This is a genomic window from Gymnodinialimonas ceratoperidinii, assembly GCF_019297855.1.
Classification (GTDB): domain Bacteria; phylum Pseudomonadota; class Alphaproteobacteria; order Rhodobacterales; family Rhodobacteraceae; genus Gymnodinialimonas; species Gymnodinialimonas ceratoperidinii.
This window is the reverse complement of the sequence record NZ_CP079194.1, coordinates 3,569,930-3,587,922: the sequence shown is the minus strand read 5'-3', so window position 1 is coordinate 3,587,922 and position 17,993 is coordinate 3,569,930. Positions and strand designations below refer to the sequence as shown.

Here is a 17,993-nt window from a genome sequence, read left to right as displayed (position 1 = left end):
AACCGCCCCGATCCAGCGCGCCTTCCGGTGGGGACATGCCCGTGCCGCGATCATCGGGAAATCACTGTTGCCATAACGCGAGAACCCTCCTATACGGCGCATTCATTCACCGAACTCCATCAGAATCACGGTGACCCTGCGACTGAACTGCAAGGGGCCGACTGATGATGTTGAAAGGATATGCGCATGAGCGCCCAAGAACTGCGTGACAAGACGCCGGATCAGCTTCGTGATGAGCTGACGTCTCTGAAGAAGGAAGCGTTCAACCTGCGCTTCCAGCAGGCCACTGGCCAGATCGAAAACACCGCCCGTATGCGTCAGGTTCGCCGTGACGCCGCACGGGTCAAGACCATCCTGAACGAAAAAGCGGCCGCTGCCGCAGCGGAGGCCTGATTTATGCCCAAACGCATCCTGACCGGCACCGTGACCAGCGACGCCAACGAGCAGACCGTGACCGTATCCGTGGAGCGCCGCTTCAAGCACCCGGTCATGCAGAAGACGATCCGTAAGTCCAAGAAGTACCGGGCTCACGATCCTGAAAACACCTTCAAGACCGGCGACCAGGTCCGCATTCAGGAGTGCGCCCCGGTTTCCAAATCCAAACGCTGGGAAGTGATTGTCGGTTAAGGCCGTCGCTTCTCAAACTAATCGAAACCCCCGGGCCAACGTGCAACTCAGCCGGTCCGGGACGTCGGGAGAAACCAAATGATCCAGATGCAGACCAATCTGGATGTTGCTGACAACAGCGGCGCTCGCCGTGTTCAGTGCATCAAGGTTCTGGGTGGTTCCAAGCGTAAATACGCCTCCGTCGGCGACGTCATTGTCGTCTCGGTGAAGGAAGCCATCCCGCGCGGTCGTGTTAAGAAAGGTGATGTCCGCAAGGCCGTCGTCGTTCGCACCGCCAAAGAAGTTCGTCGTGAAGATGGCACCGCCATCCGCTTCGACCGCAACGCCGCCGTGATCCTCAACAACAACAACGAGCCCATGGGCACCCGTATCTTCGGGCCGGTTGTTCGCGAGCTGCGCGCCAAAAACTTCATGAAAATCATCTCGCTTGCGCCGGAGGTGCTGTAAGATGGCTGCCAAGTTGAAAAAGGGCGACAAGGTCGTCGTGCTGGCCGGCAAGGACAAGGGCAAAGAGGGTGAAATCACCTCCGTCAACCCGTCTGCCGGCAAAGCCATCGTGGAAGGCGTGAACATCGCCATCCGCCACACCAAGCAGAGCCAGTCCAGCCAGGGTGGTCGCGTCCCGCAAGCGATGCCGATCCAGCTGAGCAACCTTGCTCTTCTCGATGCAAACGGCAAACCCACCCGCGTCGGCTTCAAGATCGAAGACGGCAAGAAGGTGCGCGTCGCCAAGACCACGGGGGACGTGATCTGATGTTGGATACCGCAAACTATACCCCGCGCCTGAAGGTCAAGTTCGCCGACGAGATCAAGGCGGCCCTGAAGGAAGAGTTCGGCTACAAGAACGACATGGAAATCCCGCGTCTTGAGAAGATCGTTCTCAACATCGGGTCCGGTGCCGAGTCCGTGCGTGACACCAAGAAAGCGAAATCCGCTCAGGAAGACCTGACGGCCATCGCAGGTCAGCACGCCGTCGTGACCAAGGCAAAGAAGTCCATCGCTGGCTTCCGTCTGCGGGAAGAACATCCCGTGGGTGCCAAGGTGACCCTTCGCGGCGACCGCATGTACGACTTCCTCGACCGTCTGACGACCATCGCCATGCCCCGTATCCGGGACTTCCGTGGTGTGAAGCCGTCCTTCGATGGTCGTGGCAACTTCGCCATGGGCTTGAAAGAGCATATCGTATTCCCCGAGATCAACTTCGACAAAGTCGACGTTGCCTGGGGCATGGATATCATCATTGTCACGACGGCGAATACCGACGCCGAGGCGAAGTCGCTTCTGAAGCACTTCAACATGCCCTTCAACGCCTGACGCGAAAGGAACGAACACATGGCAAAAGTATCCATGGTCCAGCGCGAACTTAAGCGTCAGCGTCTTGTGGCAAAATATGCCGACAAGCGCGCCGCTCTGAAAGAGATCGCAACCGATGAATCCAAGCCGATGGAAGAGCGCTTCAAGGCGCGCCTGAAGCTGGCGAAACTGCCCCGCAACAGCTCGCCCACCCGTCTTCACAACCGGTGCCACCTGACCGGTCGTCCGAAGGCGTACTACCGCAAGCTGAAAATGTCGCGGATCAAGCTGCGTGATCTGGCCTCCAATGGTCAGATCCCCGGCATGGTCAAGTCGAGCTGGTAAGGGAGAGATAGATTATGAATGATCCTCTCGGTGATATGCTGACCCGCATCCGGAACTCCCAGATGCGCGGTAAGTCCACAGTCGAAACCCCGGCCTCCAAGCAGCGCGCTCGCGTTCTGGATGTGCTGGCGGACGAAGGCTACATCCGCGGTTACGAGTCCACGACTGGTAAAGATGGCCACCCGGCCTTCGAAATCAGCCTGAAGTACTATGAAGGTACTCCGGTTATTCGTGAGCTCAAGCGCGTCTCGAAACCCGGCCGTCGCGTCTACATGAGCGTGGGCGACATCCCGCAGGTCCGTCAGGGTCTGGGTGTGTCGATCGTTTCCACGTCCAAGGGCGTCATGTCCGATGCAAGTGCTCGCTCCAACAATGTTGGCGGCGAAGTACTCTGCACAATCTTCTAAGGAGATCTGGCAATGTCTCGTATTGGTAAAAAACCGGTCGAGCTGCCCGGGGGCGTCGAAGCTTCCGTGTCAGGTCAGACCATCGAAGTGAAGGGCCCCAAGGGGACCCGCACTTTCAAGGCAACCGACGACGTCTCGCTGAGTGTCGCGGACAACGCCATCTCTGTCGAGCCGCGTGGCAAGTCCAAGCGCGCCCGTCAGCAGTGGGGCATGTCCCGCACGATGGTGCAGAATCTCGTGACCGGCGTCACCGAGGGTTTCAAGAAAGAGCTTGAGATCCAGGGTGTGGGTTATCGCGCGCAGATGCAGGGCAACACCCTGAAGCTGTCGCTCGGTTATTCCCACGACGTCGACTTCGAAGTTCCGGAGGGCGTCACCGTGAACTGCCCCAAGAACACCGAAGTCGTGATCGAGGGTAGCGACCAGCAGCTTGTTGGTCAGGTCGCAGCAAACATTCGCGAATGGCGCGCGCCGGAGCCCTATAAGGGCAAGGGCATTCGCTACAAGGGCGAATATATCTTCCGTAAGGAAGGCAAGAAGAAGTAAGGGCTGGCACAATGGCACTAAGCAAACGAGAGCTGTTCCAGAAGCGCCGCCTGCGCAACCGGAACAAAATGCGGAAAATGGCCAACGGACGTCCGCGTCTGTCGGTTCACCGTTCGAACAAGAACATCTCTGTCCAACTGATCGACGATCTCAACGGCGTGACCCTGGCTTCGGCCTCCTCGCTCGAGCCGTCGCTCGGTGTGGTCGGCAAGAACAACGTCGAGGCTTCGGCCAAGGTCGGCGAAGCGATTGCCGAGCGGGCGAAGAAGGCCGGCGTCGAAGAATGCTACTTCGACCGTGGCGGCTTCCTGTTCCACGGGCGTGTGAAGGCCTTGGCCGACGCCGCGCGTGAAGGTGGCTTGAAGTTCTAAGACTTGAAGGGCGCTCCGATGGGGCGCCCTCGATGATCCGGGGGCAGGGCAGCGATGCCCGGCTCACCAGGATCGAGACAACCGACGCGGCTGAGCGTCATCGAATACAAGGAATTGCCACATGGCAGAACGTGAGAACCGGGGGCGTGGCCGAGGCCGCAACCGCGAAGAAGAAACACCAGAATTCGCTGACCGCCTGGTCGCGATCAACCGCGTGTCCAAGACCGTCAAGGGCGGTAAGCGCTTCGGTTTCGCAGCCCTCGTGGTTGTCGGTGACCAGCGTGGCCGTGTCGGCTTCGGCAAGGGCAAGGCCAAAGAGGTCCCCGAGGCGATCCGCAAGGCGACCGAGCAGGCCAAGCGTCAGCTCATCCGTGTGCCGCTGAAAGAGGGCCGCACGTTGCACCACGACGTTCTGGGCCACCACGGCGCAGGCAAGGTGACCATGCGCACCGCTCCGGAAGGTACCGGCATCATCGCCGGTGGTCCGATGCGTGCCGTGTTCGAGATGCTCGGCGTCAAGGACGTGGTTTCCAAGTCCACGGGTTCGCAGAACCCCTACAACATGATCCGTGCCACGCTCGACGGCCTGCGCAACGAGTCCAGCCCCCGCCAGGTCGCGTCGCGTCGTGGCAAGAAGGTTGCCGACATCCTGCCCAAGCGCGATGACGCGCCGCAGATCGACGGCGAGCAAGCGCCCGTTTCCGAGGAGGCCTAAACCATGGCTAAGACGATTGTCGTAAAGCAGATCGGCTCGCCGATCCGTCGCCCCGAAGTTCAGCGCAAGACGCTGATCGGCCTGGGCCTGAACAAGATGCACAAGACCCGTGAGCTGGAGGATACGCCTTCGGTCCGCGGCATGGTCAACAAGATCCCGCATCTGGTGGAAATCATCGAAGAGCGCGGCTGAGGCCATTGCTCTGACACTACCTAATGGTGTCACATTTAAGATACTCGAAAGACTCCGGCCGTTTGGTCGGGGTCTTTTTTATTCAGTAAGCCTATTCCCAGACTCCTGTATACCGGTATAACTGACAGTCTGTTTATCTGTTACGCTGCGAATCGGTATAGGGATCCGCAAATTGCCCATTAAATTTTCAACCTGCCTGGAGCGGAATTTCCTATTCGCCCAGTGGAGTGGCGTTGTCACCTTCGAGCAAATCCTCGAGGTATTCGATGCGTATCGTAACGACGTGCATTACGTGCCGGGTCGGGCTGAATTCGTTGATCTTTCCGAGGTCGATGATCTCGATGTGAACTTTCGCCTGATGCAATCCTTGCTGCGCGAGGTGAATAATCAGGCGCCGGGAGTGCAGGTCAAAACCCATACCGTCATCTACGCGCCCAATGACGTCATCTTCGGATTGGCCCGAATGTACGAGACCCTTGCGGAATTGGCAGAGGGGATCGAGGTTTATGCCTTCACCGACGAGTCCGAGGCTCTGGCCCATGCCGGGCTCCCCTACGACACCATCGCGGAGATGCAGGCTTCCGAAAGGTTCGCGCCAGCCACGCCGCGCGAACGGGCCATCCCCGCCGAGCAGGCGCAGCAGCACGGGATGAGCGCGCGCCGCTGAGCCGTTGTGCGCCGGGCGTGAGGTGCCTCGCCCTACCTGCGACAGCAAAAGATGTTGCGCGCGCAGGGACTCACGCTTATACGCCCCCGGTAGCCCGATCCGGGCTGCATATCTTTAGCAAACGCCGTGGTCGGCCGCTCCCGTCGCTGGGGGCCGCATCCGGCAGAGGAGAAGCGACATGAAACTTCATGAACTCAGTGATAACGAAGGTGCCACGAAGAAGCGCAAGCGCGTCGGTCGTGGTCCCGGTTCCGGCACCGGTAAGATGGGTGGCCGCGGTATCAAGGGTCAGAAATCCCGTTCCGGTGTGGCGATCAACGCCTACGAGGGTGGCCAGATGCCGCTCTACCAGCGTCTTCCCAAGCGCGGCTTCAGCAAGCCGAACCGCAAGAAGTACGCCGTCGTCAACCTGGGCCTGATCCAGAAGTTCATCGACGCGGGCAAGCTCGACGGCAAAGCGGACATCACCGAGGACGCACTGGTTGCTTCCGGTCTGGTCCGCCGCAAGCTCGATGGCGTTCGCATCCTTGCCAAGGGCGACGTGTCCGGCAAGCTGAACATCACCGTCACGGGTGCTTCCAAGGCAGCGATCGATGCCGTTGCAGCCGCCGGTGGCGCGCTCAACGTCGCCGCGCCCGCTGCGGCCGAGTAACCCATCACGGGTCTTTTGGCCCGCGTAACGGTTGTGGGCGGAGAGCTCTCCGCCTACATCTTCTCTGAAGGTTTTTCTCGCGCCGCTCGGGCCCTTCATCGGGTTCCGGCGGCTTTGCGTATATTGGGTGGAACAGCATGTCATCAGCAGCGGAGCAAATGGCCGCCAACATGAGCTGGAGCGCGTTCGGTAAAGCGACCGAACTTCGTCAGCGCATCTGGTTCACTCTGGGTCTCCTGATCATCTACCGGATCGGCACCTACATCCCGGTTCCGGGCATCGACCCGGTCCAGCTTCGCGCGTTCTTCGATACGGCTGCGGCCGGTCTGGGTGGCGTTCTGAACATGTTCACCGGCGGCGCGCTGTCGCGGATGGGTATCTTCGCGCTCGGCATCATGCCCTACATCTCGGCCTCGATCATCGTGCAGCTCATGTCGGCCATGGTGCCGGCGATGGAACAGATGAAGAAAGAGGGCGAGGCGGGCCGCAAGAAGCTGAACCAATACACCCGCTACGGTACGGTCGCCCTGGCCACGGCACAGGCCTACGGCCTTGCGGTCAGCATGGAATCCGGCGGTCTCGCCACGGATCCGGGCTGGTTCTTCCGCGCAGGCTGCGTGATCACGCTGGTCGGCGGCACCATGTTCCTGATGTGGTTGGGTGAGCAGATCACCAACCGCGGCATCGGCAACGGTATCTCTCTCATCATTTTCGTCGGCATCGTGGCCGAGATCCCCGCCGCTTTGGCGCAGTTCTTCGAAGCCGGGCGGAGCTCGCTCTCCGCGGCGACGACGATCGGGGTGATCGCGATGCTGATCGCGACACTGATCTTCGTGGTGTTCATGGAGAGGTCACTGCGCAAGATCCACATCCAGTATCCGCGCCGCCAGGTGGGGATGAAGGTCTATGATGGCGGCTCCAGCCACCTCCCGATCAAGGTGAACCCGGCAGGCGTGATCCCGGCGATCTTCGCCTCGTCGCTGCTGCTGTTGCCCACCACGCTGACCACTTTCGGCGGTACCGAAGGCACCGGCCCGGTGCTCGGCTGGATCCTCGCGAACTTCGGTCCCGGCCAACCGCTCTACCTGCTGTTCTTCGGCGCGATGATCGTCTTCTTCACGTATTTCTACACCCTCAACGTGTCCTTCAAGACCGAGGACGTGGCCGACAACCTGAAGAACCAGAACGGGTTTATTCCGGGCATTCGCCCCGGCGCACGGACGGCGGAATACCTCGAGTACGTGGTGAAGCGTATCCTCGTTCTGGGTGCCGGCTATCTTGCGCTTGTGTGCATGTTGCCCGAATTGGTGCGGACCAACCTTTCGATCACCGCCTACTTCGGCGGTACCTCGATCCTGATCATTGTGTCGGTGGGTATGGACACGGTCCAGCAAATCCAGTCTCATCTGCTGGCTCACCAATATGAAGGCCTGCTGGAGAAATCCCAATTGCGGGGTCGCAAGGGTGGGGCGAAGAAACCTCGTAAAGGACCAGCGCGTCGATGAACATTATTCTGCTAGGACCGCCGGGTGCGGGCAAGGGAACCCAAGCTCGCATCCTCGTGGAGGAACGTGGCATGGTGCAGCTCTCCACCGGAGACATGCTGCGCGATGCAAAAGACAGCGGCACCGAAATGGGCAACCGCGTGGCGGAAGTGATGGCCAAGGGCGAATTGGTCACCGACGAGATCGTCATCGGCCTGATCCGCGAGAAACTGGAATCGGGCGGCACCGGCTTCATCTTCGACGGCTTCCCCCGGACCCTCGCACAGGCAGATGCGCTGGCGGATCTCCTGGCAGAGGTGGGCCAGACGCTCGATCACGTGATCGCCATGGAGGTGAACGACGAAGAACTGGTCAGCCGCATCACCGCGCGCTCGACCTGCGGCGAATGCGGCGAGGTCTACAACGACCAGACCAAGCCGATCCCGGCCGACGGCAAGTGCGCCAACTGCGGCGCGTCCGACTTCAAGCGTCGCGCGGATGACAACGAGGAAAGCCTCAAGACCCGCCTGATGGAATACTACAAGAAGACCTCGCCCCTGCTTGGCTACTACCACGCCAAGGAGCAGCTGCGGTGGGTCCCCGGACTGGGCGAGATCGACTTCGTCGCCAAGGGAATCGCGGACGTTCTGGACAGCTGAGCCGCGGGGTTCCCGCAGCCTATTGACCTTTCCTCAAATGAGGCATACATCCCGCACCTTGACGGGAATCAGATGCGCATTTGATCCCGAAATATTACCTCGCAAGCCCGGTGCACAAAGCCCGGGCTTACGTTGTGAAAAAAGGGCCTGGCATGACGGGCTCGCAACGAAAAGGATATGCCACACATGGCACGTATTGCCGGGGTTAACATCCCCACCGCCAAGCGCGTTCCGATCGCGCTGACCTATGTCACCGGAATTGGCCACACCTCTGCTGCCGCGATCTGCGAAGCAGTCGGCATCGACCCCACGCGTCGCGTGAACGAGCTGACCGACGCCGAAGTTCTCGCCATCCGCGAGCACATCGACGCCAACTACGCCGTCGAAGGTGACCTGCGTCGTGAGACCCAGATGAACATCAAGCGTCTGATGGACCTCGGTTCCTACCGTGGCCTGCGCCACCGTCGCAACCTGCCCGTTCGCGGTCAGCGCACCCACACCAACGCTCGCACGCGCAAAGGCCCCGCAAAGGCCATTGCCGGCAAGAAGAAATAAGGGAGGGCTGATAGCATGGCTCGCGATCGTCGCCCCGCAAAGAAGAAGGTCTCCAAGAACATCGCCGCTGGCGTTGCTCACGTGAACTCTTCGTTCAACAACACCAAAATCCTTATCTCTGATGTTCAGGGCAACGCCATTGCATGGTCGTCCGCTGGCACCATGGGTTTCAAGGGCTCCCGCAAGTCCACGCCGTTTGCTGCCCAGATGGCTGCAGAAGACGCGGGCAAGAAAGCACAGGACCACGGCGTTCGCACGCTGGAAGTCGAAGTGCAGGGTCCCGGTTCCGGCCGTGAAAGCGCGCTGCGCGCCTTGGCTGCCCTGGGTTTCCAGATCTCGTCCATTCGTGACGTGACCCCGATGGCGCACAACGGCTGCCGTCCGCCCAAGCGCCGCCGCGTCTAAGCATATTTCTCTACTTCCCCCCGCGTCATCCTCGATGGCGTGGGGTGACGTCATTTTGATCCTCGAGCGTGTCCGGGACGGGATCCCCCCGACACAAGAATGGAGGGACGTATGATCCATAAAAATTGGCAAGAGCTGATCAAGCCCACGCAGCTGGTTGTCCAGCCGGGCAATGATCCTGCGCGCAAGGCGACCGTGGTTGCCGAGCCGCTGGAGCGTGGCTTCGGCCTGACGCTCGGCAACGCGCTGCGGCGTGTCCTGATGTCCTCGCTGCAAGGCGCGGCGATCACCAGCGTTCAGATCGATGGCGTGCTGCACGAGTTCTCCAGCGTGGCTGGCGTCCGTGAAGACGTGACCGATATCGTGCTGAACCTCAAGGGCGTGGCAATCCGCATGGATGCCGAAGGCCCCAAGCGTGTCTCCATCTCCGCCAAGGGCCCCCGGGTCGTGACGGCTGGCGACATCTCCGAGAGCGCGGGCATCGAGGTTCTGAACAAGGACCACGTGATCTGCCACCTCGACGACGGTGCCGACCTCTACATCGAGCTGACGGTCAACACCGGCAAGGGCTATGTCGCTGCCGACAAGAACCGCCCCGAGGATGCGCCCATCGGCCTGATGCCGATCGACGCGATCTACTCGCCGGTCAAGAAGGTCTCCTACGACGTGCAGCCCACCCGTGAGGGCCAGGTGCTGGACTACGACAAGCTGACCCTGAAGCTGGAAACCGATGGCTCGCTGAGCCCTGACGATGCCGTGGCCTATGCCGCTCGGATCATCCAGGACCAGCTGTCGATCTTCGTGAACTTCGATGAGCCGGAGAGCGCGACCCGCCAGGACGACGAGGACGACCTCGAGTTCAACCCGCTTCTGCTGAAGAAGGTGGACGAGCTGGAACTGTCGGTGCGTTCGGCCAACTGCCTGAAGAACGACAACATCGTCTACATCGGCGACCTGATCCAGAAGACCGAAGCCGAGATGCTCCGCACCCCGAACTTCGGCCGCAAATCCTTGAACGAGATCAAGGAAGTGCTGTCGGGCATGGGCCTGCACCTGGGCATGGACATCGTCGACTGGCCGCCCGACAACATCGAAGAGCTGGCCAAGAAGTACGAAGACAACTTCTGAAGAATTTGCGGGCGAGGGCCAACCTTCGCCCGCAGCAATGCCCGGGAGAGCCGGGGAATACACGGTCCCACCACGCATCCGCATGGTTCGACCCAAGGAGAGGGCCCCGCACGCACGGGGTTCCAGACAAAGTAAAAACGCCCGTAGAGGGCACATTTTTGGAGATAGACCATGCGTCACGCCCGCGGATACCGCCGCCTGAACCGGACCCACGAACACCGTAAAGCGATGTTCTCGAACATGTGCGGCTCGCTCATCGAACATGAGCAGATCAAGACGACCCTGCCCAAGGCCAAGGAACTGCGCCCGATCATCGAGAAGCTGGTGACCCTCGCCAAGCGCGGCGATCTGCACGCCCGCCGTCAGGCCGCATCGCAGCTGAAGCAGGACAAGGACGTCGCCAAGCTCTTCGAGGTTCTCGGACCCCGTTACGCCGAGCGTCAGGGTGGCTACGTACGCATCATGAAAGCGGGTTTCCGCTTTGGTGACATGGCGCCGATGGCGATCATCGAATTCGTGGACCGCGACGTGAACGCCAAAGGCGCCGCCGACCGTGCCCGCGTCGAAGCCGAAGCAGACGCCGAATAAGGCCTGCCTCAAAATTCGGCAAAGAATTGGACCCTTCGCGCCACAGCGGAGGGTCTTTTTAGTTAAACTTTTACGGATATCACTCCGGGCTCCGAGGCCTGTCACCCGAGCTCATCTCGGAAACACGCGCAGCTTCAATGGGGGCCATTGCCGATTGGCCCAGGTATTCCAGCAAATCTTTGCGCGTGTCGGAAGAAAGCCTCATGAGACGCGCAAAAAGATCGGGATCGATCTCCTTGGTCATAGGTCTCACCTGTTTGCTAACCGGTTGATAATCAAACTTGACCCTCTCTCGGGCAACCTATCTAAATGGACATGTCTATTTGGTGGGGTCCATGACGAAAGCGCCGGTTCTCGATTTGTTGCTGCACGAGCTATCGTTGGCGGCACCGGCAGGTTTCGCCGTGGGCCTGCATATCCGGTACGTGTCGCCCTTGATCATGGTCAATACGTATCCCGATGTCTGGCAGGAGGTTTACACATCTAAACTCTACGGTCTGAGGGACCCGACGCTTGCCTGGGGGTTGAGCCATACGGGAACCCGACGCTGGAGCCAGATCGGCCTGCCGGACCCTTTCGGGATCCTGGATGAATCCGCTGAATATGGCCTCAAGTACGGGATGATTGCATCCATCGGACCGATGTCTTCTCGCACCATCGCCGGCGCCAGCCGTTCGGACCGGGAGTTCACGGACGAAGAGATGGAGCTTGTCTACCGGATCGTGCACCGCATGCATGATCTGTCCGAACCGCCGGCCCGCCTGTCCAAGGCGCAAGCCGACGCGCTGAAATGCATCGCGGAGGGGGACCGCCATGCCGCTGCTGCCGCGAAGCTCGGTATATCCGAAAGCGCTTTCAAAGCGCGCCTGACGTCTGCACGTCAAAAACTGATGGCTCGAACGACGGCAGAAGCGGTCCAGAGAGCCAAGGAGTACGGATTGATTTGAGGGGAAGGGCCGCAGCGCCCGCATGACGGCCTTCTTGGCGGTGTGTCCACGTTAACGACTCACCTTACAGGAGCCCTTTATGCAAATGACGACCCTCTCTTTCGAGAACTTCCACACCCACGGCCCGCTTTTCTCCAACATGCTCAAGGCGCGCCACCGCACCTTCATCGAAGAGATGGGCTGGGAAATCCCTTCAGAGGGCAACATGGAATTCGATCAATACGACACGGCCCAGAGCCGTTGGGTCTGTGTCCATGACGGCGGCCGCGTGCTGGCCGGCGTGCGCCTGACCCCCACGACGGCGTCTTGCGGCATCTACAGCTACATGGTGCGCGACGCGCAGCGCGGTCTGCTCGATGCGATCCCGGCGAACCTGCTGGATGACGACGCCCCCATCGCACCCCATATCTGGGATGCAAACCGTCTCTTCGTGGCCGAAGGGGTCGAGACGGAAATCCGCCGGGAAGTGCAGATGTCCCTGATGGGCCACATGGTCCGTTCCGCCCGCGAGTTGGGGGCCACCACCCTTCTCGGCCTCCTGCCCATCGGCATCCCCCGTCTCGGCCGCCGCCTTGGCATCGACATGGAACCGGGCGGCCCGGTGATGAAGATCGGCGGCGTCGCGCACCGCTGCTACTTCGTGACGATGGCCTCGAAGATGCACTGACACTGATACAGCCAATCGACGGAGCGGTCGCCCCCGATGCGCGCCCGCTCCCCTTCATCTTGGCCATACAACTCTCAGGGGGTCCGGGGGATGACATCCCCCGCGAGGGCGACCGGCTCTGCCGGGCGCAACCTCCCGCCACAAATCGTCGTGCTCCCGGATCCGGGGGCGCGCCTCCTGCGTTGTTCTCTTTACCAAGGACGCATAGGTTCACCCCATGGCCGATCTCTTCGATACGGGCGCGAAAGCTGCCGATTCCACTGCCACAGCACACCGGGGGCCGCGTCCGCTGGCCGACCGGTTGCGGCCGGCCTCGCTGGACGAGGTGATCGGACAGCAGCACCTGCTCGGCCCCGAGGGCTCACTGCGGGTGATGCTCGACAGCGGCGCGCTCTCGTCGCTGATCTTCTGGGGGCCGCCGGGTGTCGGCAAGACCACGATCGCGCGGCTTCTGGCCCGCGAGACGGCGCTGCACTTCGTCCAGATCTCCGCCATTTTCACCGGCATGCCGGACCTGCGGAAGGTCTTCGAGGCGGCGAAGATCCGTCACGCCAACGGCCAGGGCACGCTGCTCTTCGTCGACGAGATCCACCGCTTCAACAAGGCGCAGCAGGACGGCTTCCTGCCGCATATGGAGGACGGCACGATCCTCCTCGTCGGCGCCACCACCGAGAATCCCTCGTTTGAACTCAACGCCGCCGTGATGAGCCGCTCGCAGGTCATGGTGCTGGAGCGGCTCTCGGACGATGACCTCGAGGCGCTCCTGCAGCGGGCCGAGGCGGAGCTCGGCCGCCCCCTGCCGCTCCTGCCCGACGCGCGCGTCTCCCTGCGGGAGATGGCCGATGGCGACGGGCGGGCGATGCTGAACCTGGTGGAGCAGGTCTCTGCCTGGAAGACCGAGCCGCTCGACACGAAAGCCCTCGGCCAGCGCCTGCAACGGCGCGCGGCGCAATACGACAAGTCGGGCGACGCCCATTACAACCTGATCTCGGCGCTGCACAAATCGGTGCGCGGCTCCGATCCCGACGCCGCGCTCTACTGGTTCGCCCGGATGCTCGAGGGCGGCGAGGATCCCCGCTACCTCGCCCGCCGCCTGACCCGCATGGCGGTGGAGGACATCGCGCTAGCCGATCCGCAGGCCCACCGCGTCTGCCTTGACGCTTGGGAAACCTACGAGAGGCTCGGTTCTCCCGAGGGGGAGTTGGCGCTCAGCCAGGCGGTCGTCTACCTCGCCCTCGCACCCAAATCCAACGCCGCCTACGTGGCCTACAAGGCCGCACGCGCCAGCGCGAAATCCACCGGCTCGGCGATGCCGCCCAAGAACATCCTGAACGCGCCGACGGCGATGATGAAGGAGCAGGGCTACGGCAAGGGCTACGAATACGATCACGACAGCGAGGACGGCTTCTCGGGCGCCAACTACTTCCCCGAGACCATGTCGCGCCCCAAGTTCTACGAGCCGAAGGAGCGCGGCTTCGAGCGTGATTTGCGCAAGCGCGTCGAATGGTTCGAGAACCTGCGCGAGAAGCGCCGCCGTTAAGACAAATCGGCGCAAACGTTGACAATCCCGGCCCACAAGCGCACTCCGCGCGCTATGATTGCTGTGCTTCAAGTTGCCCTCGGCGGTGCCCTCGGGTCCGTGCTGCGATACCTGACCGGTGTCGGGATGCTCCGCGTCTTCGGCGCGAGCGCCTTTCCTCTGCCGATCCTGACGGTGAACGTGGTGGGATCGTTCCTGATGGGCCTTTTCGTGGTCATCGCGGCGCACCGGGGTCTCACCCATCTTTCGCCGCTGGTCATGACCGGGTTTCTTGGCGGTTTCACGACGTTCTCGGCCTTCTCGCTGGAGACGGTGACGCTCTACGAGCGCGGCGACATCGGGCAGGCGGCGCTTTACGTGGCGCTTTCGGTCGGACTGTCGATAATTGGTTTGATGGCGGGCCTCTGGCTCGCGCGCGGGGTATTCGCATGAGTGGTGTTCAGACGCTGGAAGTGGGGCCGGACGACGGCGATCAACGGCTCGACCGTTGGTTCCGCCGGATCTTCCCCCATGTGCCGCAGGGCCGGATCGAGAAGATGTGCCGCAAGGGCGAGATCCGCGTCGATGGCGGCCGGGTGAAATCCAACACGCGGCTCGAAGTGGGGCAGATGGTGCGGATCCCGCCGCTGCCCGATGCAGCCGACCCCAAGGCTGACCCCGCGACCTGGGTGAACCGGCAAAGCCGCGTGAGCGATGCCGACGCCGAGATGATCCGCCGCGCGGTGATCTACCGCGACGACCACATCATCGCGATCAACAAGCCCGCCGGCCTGCCCACGCAAGGCGGCACCGGCCAGACGCGTCACGTGGACGGACTGGCCGAGGCGCTGAAATTTGGGTTCGATGACAAGCCGCGTCTGGTCCACCGCCTCGACAAGGACACCTCGGGCGTGTTGCTTCTGGCGCGCACGCGGATGGGGGCCAAGGCGCTCACCGATGCCTTCCGCCTGCGCTCCACCCGCAAGATCTACTGGGCTGCCGTGGCGGGCTCGCCGCTGCCTCGCATGGGCACGATCAAGTTGGGCCTCGTGAAGGCCCCGGGCCACGGGCGCGGCGGCGAGAACGAGAAGATGCGCGCCGTGCCGATGCACGAGATCGCCGAGACCGAGGGCGCCAAGCGCGCCGAGACGGATTACGCCGTCATGTCCAACCTCGCCGGCCGGGTCAGCTGGTGCGCGCTGGTGCCGATCACCGGGCGCACCCACCAGCTCCGCGCCCATATGGCCGAGATCGGGCACCCGATCATTGGCGATGGCAAATACGGCGGCTCGGGGCAGGAGAACCTCGGTGACGGCTGGGGCGCGCAACTGGGCGGAGAGATCAGCCGCAAACTGCATCTGCACGCCCGCTCGCTCAACTTCCGCCACCCCGAGACCGGCGCACAGATCAATCTCGTGGCGCCACTGCCAGAGCACATGAGCAAGACGTGGGAGACCCTCGGCTGGGATCCGCGCGATGTTCCTGCCGACCCTTTCGAGGATGATGCGTTTTGACCCTGCGACTGGTGATCTTTGACGTCGACGGCACGCTCGTCGACAGCCAGGGCCACATCGTGGCCTCGATGGAAGGCGCCTTCGGCGCCCATGGCCTGCCCACACCGACGCGCGAGGCGATCCTGTCGATCGTCGGCCTGTCGCTGCCCGAGGCTTTCGTGAAGCTGGTGCCCGACCATGTCGACAAGCGCGACAGCCTAACCCAGGCCTACAAGGATACTTTCGTCGACCTGCGGGCCACCGGCCGCGCGCAGTCGCCGCTCTATCCCGGTGCCGCCGAGGTGCTGGCGGAGTTGGCGACCCGTGACGATCTGCTGTTGGGTGTGGCCACCGGCAAGTCGCGGCGCGGGTTGGATCACCTGATCGAAATGCACGGTTGGGAGAAGACGTTCCAGACGCTGCAGGTCGCCGATCACCACCCCTCCAAGCCGCATCCCTCCATGGTCGAGACCTGCCTGGCCGAGACTGGTGTCGCAGCGGCCGACGCGGTGATGGTGGGCGATACGAGTTACGACATGGAAATGGCGCGCGGCGCCGGGGTGCGCGGCTTGGGCGTCGGTTGGGGTTACCATGCGGACGAGATGCTGACGCGGGCAGGTGCCGTGCAGATCCTGCGCGCCTTCCCCGAGATGCCCGCCGCGCTCGAGACGATGTGGGAGGTCGCATGACCGAGTGGAAAGCGAAACGGTTCTGGAAAGAGGCCACCGTCGAGGAGGCAGACGGCGGTTTCCGCGTCCTCTTGGACGGGCGCGGTGTCAGCACGCCGGGCAAGCTGCCCCTCGTGATGCCGACGCGCGCGATGGCCGAGGCTGTCGCCGCGGAATGGGACGCGCAGGAAGGCGTGATCGACCCGCTGTCGATGCCCGTCACCCGCTCTGCCAACTCCGCGATCGAGCGGGTCGTGCCGCAGTTCGACGACGTGGCCGATATGCTGATCGGTTACGCCGAGACGGATCTTCTGTGCTACCGCGCCGAGGGGCCGGCGGAGCTGGTGCAGCGTCAGGCAGCCGCTTGGGATCCGATGCTCGACTGGGCGGATGAGACCTTCGAGGCCCGGCTCGAGCCGCGCACCGGCGTCATGTGGGTGAGCCAGCCCGCCGAGGCCATCGAAAAGCTCGCCCATGCGACCCGTGCGGTGGGGCCGTTCGAGATGACCGCGCTACACGATCTCGTGACCCTCACCGGTTCGCTGGTACTGGGGCTCGCCGTGGCCCGCCGCCGTATTTCCGCCAAGGAAGCTTGGCGTTTGAGCCGAATCGATGAGAGCTGGCAGATCGAGCAATGGGGCGCTGATGAAGAGGCGGAAGAGGCCGCAGCGCTGAAAGAGGCGCAATTGTTGCATGCCGAGCGTTTCTGGGAAGCCAGTCAGGGTGGTTAACCAAATCACCCCTTAGGCTCGCCTGCGTTGCCTATTCCTCCCCTGATTGCCGTAGGGGCAAGCTGCAAACACTCCGTTTCCGCGAGCTTTACCCTGTCACTACCCTTGACCTCGCGCCTTGGATTTGCCCATTTTGTCACATGCGAAGGTTCAACAGGCCTTCGTGGCATATGCCAATGCTCGGCGGGACACGCAAAGATGATCCCGACGGGCGGTTCCACAGGAAGAGGTAAACATGAAAAAATCCGTATTTCTCGGCACGCTGGCCGTCGCAGGTACTGCGGCCGGTTTCGCGGCCGCTGATGCCCATTCGTCCGGTACGCTCGCCCAGATCCAAGAGCGCGGCACGCTGAACTGCGGCGTCTCCACCGGCCTGACGGGCTTCTCCGCTCCCGACGCCAACGGCGAATGGCAGGGCTTTGACGTTGCGGTCTGCCGCGCAGTCGCCGCCGCCATCCTGGACGACCCGAGCGCCGTCGAATTCGTGCCGACGACCGGCCAGACGCGCTTCACCGCGCTGTCCTCGAGCGAGATCGACATGCTCGCGCGTAACACCACCTGGACCTTCTCGCGCGATGTCGACCTCGCGTTCGAATTTGCCGGCGTGAACTACTACGACGGTCAGGGCTTCATGGTTCCCCGTGAACTCGGCGTTTCCTCCGCTCTCGAGCTGGACGGCGCAACGGTCTGCATCCAGACCGGCACCACGACCGAGCTTAACCTTGCTGACTACTTCTCCTCGAACAACATGAGCTACGAGCCCGTGCCGATCGAGACCAACGCAGAAGCACAGCAGCAGTACCTCGCCGGTGCCTGCGACGTTTACACCACGGACGCTTCCGGTCTGGCCGCAACGCGTGCCACCTTCGAAGATCCCTCGGCACACGTCCTGCTGCCCGAGATCATCTCGAAAGAGCCGCTCGGCCCGCTGGTCCGTCACGGTGACAACGAGTTCGGCGACATCGTGCGCTGGACCCTGAACGCGCTGGTCGCTGCTGAAGAGCTCGGCGTGACTTCCGCCAACGTCGGCGAGATCGGCAACACCACCGAGAACCCCGAGATCCGCCGCCTTCTGGGCACCGAGGGTGAACTGGGCGCAATGCTCGGCCTCGACGCCGATTGGGCAGCCCGCGCGATCGCGGCTGTTGGTAACTACGGCGAAGTGTTCGATGGCAACATCGGCGAGTCCACCCCGATCGGTCTGGCCCGTGGCCTGAACGCTCAGTGGACCGATGGCGGCCTGCTCTACGCACCGCCCTTCCGCTAAATCCGGACCTTGGGGGGCGCGAACGAAAGTTCGCGCCCCTTTCACATCTACCACCACCGTGCTGTTC

The 17,993-nt window shown here is 62.4% G+C and carries 28 protein-coding genes; 27 read left to right on the top strand and 1 reads right to left on the bottom strand.

Annotated elements, in window-relative coordinates:
- Nucleotides 1-186: 186 nt before the first annotated feature.
- From rpmC to rplQ, 19 genes are all read left to right on the top strand, one after another.
- Nucleotides 187-393 (top strand): 50S ribosomal protein L29, encoded by a 207-nt coding sequence (gene rpmC, locus KYE46_RS17295; RefSeq protein WP_219002447.1) that lies wholly within the window; start codon nt 187-189, stop codon nt 391-393.
- 3 nt (nt 394-396) lie between these two features.
- Nucleotides 397-627, top strand: coding sequence for a 30S ribosomal protein S17 (gene rpsQ, locus KYE46_RS17290; RefSeq protein ID WP_219002446.1), 231 nt, complete (start codon nt 397-399; stop codon nt 625-627).
- A 78-nt stretch (nt 628-705) separates the two neighbouring features.
- Nucleotides 706-1,074 carry a 50S ribosomal protein L14 gene (gene rplN / locus KYE46_RS17285; protein WP_011453726.1) on the top strand — a complete coding sequence of 123 codons (369 nt, stop codon included), beginning with the start codon at nt 706-708 and terminating at the stop codon, nt 1,072-1,074.
- 1 nt (nt 1,075) lies between these two features.
- Nucleotides 1,076-1,381: a 50S ribosomal protein L24 gene (gene rplX, locus KYE46_RS17280; protein ID WP_219002445.1), complete on the top strand. Its 306-nt coding sequence runs from the start codon at nt 1,076-1,078 to the stop codon at nt 1,379-1,381.
- Entirely contained in the window at nt 1,381-1,941 is a 561-nt protein-coding gene (gene rplE / locus KYE46_RS17275; protein ID WP_219002444.1) for a 50S ribosomal protein L5, read from the top strand. Before rplX ends, rplE begins: the two co-directional genes overlap by 1 nt.
- 18 nt (nt 1,942-1,959) lie before the next feature.
- Nucleotides 1,960-2,265, top strand: a complete 306-nt coding sequence (gene rpsN / locus KYE46_RS17270) for a 30S ribosomal protein S14 (RefSeq protein WP_219002442.1) — start codon at nt 1,960-1,962, stop codon at nt 2,263-2,265.
- Nucleotides 2,266-2,279: 14 nt separating this feature from the next.
- Nucleotides 2,280-2,672, top strand: a complete 393-nt coding sequence (gene rpsH / locus KYE46_RS17265) for a 30S ribosomal protein S8 (RefSeq protein WP_219002439.1) — start codon at nt 2,280-2,282, stop codon at nt 2,670-2,672.
- Between the two features lie 12 nt (nt 2,673-2,684).
- Nucleotides 2,685-3,218 carry a 50S ribosomal protein L6 gene (gene rplF, locus KYE46_RS17260; protein ID WP_219002437.1) on the top strand — a complete coding sequence of 178 codons (534 nt, stop codon included), beginning with the start codon at nt 2,685-2,687 and terminating at the stop codon, nt 3,216-3,218.
- 11 nt (nt 3,219-3,229) lie between these two features.
- On the top strand, nt 3,230-3,589 hold the full coding sequence (gene rplR, locus KYE46_RS17255) for a 50S ribosomal protein L18 (RefSeq protein WP_219002434.1): 360 nt from the start codon (nt 3,230-3,232) through the stop codon (nt 3,587-3,589).
- Nucleotides 3,590-3,710: 121 nt separating this feature from the next.
- Nucleotides 3,711-4,304 carry a 30S ribosomal protein S5 gene (gene rpsE, locus KYE46_RS17250; protein ID WP_219002432.1) on the top strand — a complete coding sequence of 198 codons (594 nt, stop codon included), beginning with the start codon at nt 3,711-3,713 and terminating at the stop codon, nt 4,302-4,304.
- Nucleotides 4,305-4,307: 3 nt separating this feature from the next.
- Complete coding sequence (gene rpmD, locus KYE46_RS17245; RefSeq protein ID WP_219002429.1) at nt 4,308-4,496, top strand: 50S ribosomal protein L30; 189 nt, start codon at nt 4,308-4,310, stop codon at nt 4,494-4,496.
- A gap of 172 nt (nt 4,497-4,668) precedes the next feature.
- Entirely contained in the window at nt 4,669-5,163 is a 495-nt protein-coding gene (locus KYE46_RS17240) for a hypothetical protein (protein ID WP_219002427.1), read from the top strand.
- Between the two features lie 178 nt (nt 5,164-5,341).
- Nucleotides 5,342-5,815 carry a 50S ribosomal protein L15 gene (rplO, locus tag KYE46_RS17235; protein ID WP_219002425.1) on the top strand — a complete coding sequence of 158 codons (474 nt, stop codon included), beginning with the start codon at nt 5,342-5,344 and terminating at the stop codon, nt 5,813-5,815.
- Nucleotides 5,816-5,952: 137 nt separating this feature from the next.
- Nucleotides 5,953-7,320: a preprotein translocase subunit SecY gene (secY, locus tag KYE46_RS17230; RefSeq protein WP_219002423.1), complete on the top strand. Its 1,368-nt coding sequence runs from the start codon at nt 5,953-5,955 to the stop codon at nt 7,318-7,320.
- The gene (locus KYE46_RS17225; protein ID WP_219002421.1) at nt 7,317-7,958 is read left to right on the top strand and encodes an adenylate kinase; all 642 of its coding nucleotides are present in this window, start codon (nt 7,317-7,319) and stop codon (nt 7,956-7,958) included. Before secY ends, KYE46_RS17225 begins: the two co-directional genes overlap by 4 nt.
- A gap of 186 nt (nt 7,959-8,144) precedes the next feature.
- Nucleotides 8,145-8,513 (top strand): 30S ribosomal protein S13, encoded by a 369-nt coding sequence (rpsM, locus tag KYE46_RS17220; RefSeq protein WP_219002419.1) that lies wholly within the window; start codon nt 8,145-8,147, stop codon nt 8,511-8,513.
- Nucleotides 8,514-8,528: 15 nt separating this feature from the next.
- Entirely contained in the window at nt 8,529-8,918 is a 390-nt protein-coding gene (gene rpsK / locus KYE46_RS17215) for a 30S ribosomal protein S11 (protein WP_011453741.1), read from the top strand.
- A gap of 111 nt (nt 8,919-9,029) precedes the next feature.
- Nucleotides 9,030-10,046 carry a DNA-directed RNA polymerase subunit alpha gene (locus tag KYE46_RS17210; protein ID WP_219002416.1) on the top strand — a complete coding sequence of 339 codons (1,017 nt, stop codon included), beginning with the start codon at nt 9,030-9,032 and terminating at the stop codon, nt 10,044-10,046.
- Between the two features lie 171 nt (nt 10,047-10,217).
- Nucleotides 10,218-10,634, top strand: coding sequence for a 50S ribosomal protein L17 (rplQ, locus tag KYE46_RS17205; RefSeq protein ID WP_219002414.1), 417 nt, complete (start codon nt 10,218-10,220; stop codon nt 10,632-10,634).
- 79 nt (nt 10,635-10,713) lie between these two features.
- Here the strand turns inward: rplQ and KYE46_RS17200 are convergent, their stop codons facing one another.
- Complete coding sequence (locus KYE46_RS17200) at nt 10,714-10,878, bottom strand: hypothetical protein (RefSeq protein ID WP_219002413.1); 165 nt, start codon at nt 10,876-10,878, stop codon at nt 10,714-10,716.
- Between the two features lie 91 nt (nt 10,879-10,969).
- Here KYE46_RS17200 and KYE46_RS17195 point away from each other — a divergent pair, with 91 nt between their 5' ends.
- The 8 genes from KYE46_RS17195 (at nt 10,970) to KYE46_RS17160 (ending at nt 17,926) form a co-directional block, all read left to right on the top strand.
- On the top strand, nt 10,970-11,581 hold the full coding sequence (locus KYE46_RS17195; RefSeq protein ID WP_219002412.1) for a helix-turn-helix transcriptional regulator: 612 nt from the start codon (nt 10,970-10,972) through the stop codon (nt 11,579-11,581).
- 79 nt (nt 11,582-11,660) lie between these two features.
- The gene (locus tag KYE46_RS17190) at nt 11,661-12,248 is read left to right on the top strand and encodes an acyl-homoserine-lactone synthase (RefSeq protein ID WP_219002410.1); all 588 of its coding nucleotides are present in this window, start codon (nt 11,661-11,663) and stop codon (nt 12,246-12,248) included.
- Between the two features lie 217 nt (nt 12,249-12,465).
- The gene (locus tag KYE46_RS17185) at nt 12,466-13,788 is read left to right on the top strand and encodes a replication-associated recombination protein A (RefSeq protein WP_219002408.1); all 1,323 of its coding nucleotides are present in this window, start codon (nt 12,466-12,468) and stop codon (nt 13,786-13,788) included.
- A gap of 54 nt (nt 13,789-13,842) precedes the next feature.
- The gene (crcB, locus tag KYE46_RS17180; RefSeq protein WP_219002406.1) at nt 13,843-14,220 is read left to right on the top strand and encodes a fluoride efflux transporter CrcB; all 378 of its coding nucleotides are present in this window, start codon (nt 13,843-13,845) and stop codon (nt 14,218-14,220) included.
- Entirely contained in the window at nt 14,217-15,281 is a 1,065-nt protein-coding gene (locus KYE46_RS17175) for an RluA family pseudouridine synthase (protein WP_219002405.1), read from the top strand. Before crcB ends, KYE46_RS17175 begins: the two co-directional genes overlap by 4 nt.
- Nucleotides 15,278-15,949: an HAD-IA family hydrolase gene (locus KYE46_RS17170; RefSeq protein WP_219002404.1), complete on the top strand. Its 672-nt coding sequence runs from the start codon at nt 15,278-15,280 to the stop codon at nt 15,947-15,949. Before KYE46_RS17175 ends, KYE46_RS17170 begins: the two co-directional genes overlap by 4 nt.
- The gene (locus KYE46_RS17165; protein WP_219002403.1) at nt 15,946-16,659 is read left to right on the top strand and encodes an ATP12 family chaperone protein; all 714 of its coding nucleotides are present in this window, start codon (nt 15,946-15,948) and stop codon (nt 16,657-16,659) included. Before KYE46_RS17170 ends, KYE46_RS17165 begins: the two co-directional genes overlap by 4 nt.
- 235 nt (nt 16,660-16,894) lie before the next feature.
- Entirely contained in the window at nt 16,895-17,926 is a 1,032-nt protein-coding gene (locus tag KYE46_RS17160; protein WP_219002402.1) for an amino acid ABC transporter substrate-binding protein, read from the top strand.
- The last annotated feature ends 67 nt before the right edge of the window (nt 17,927-17,993 follow it).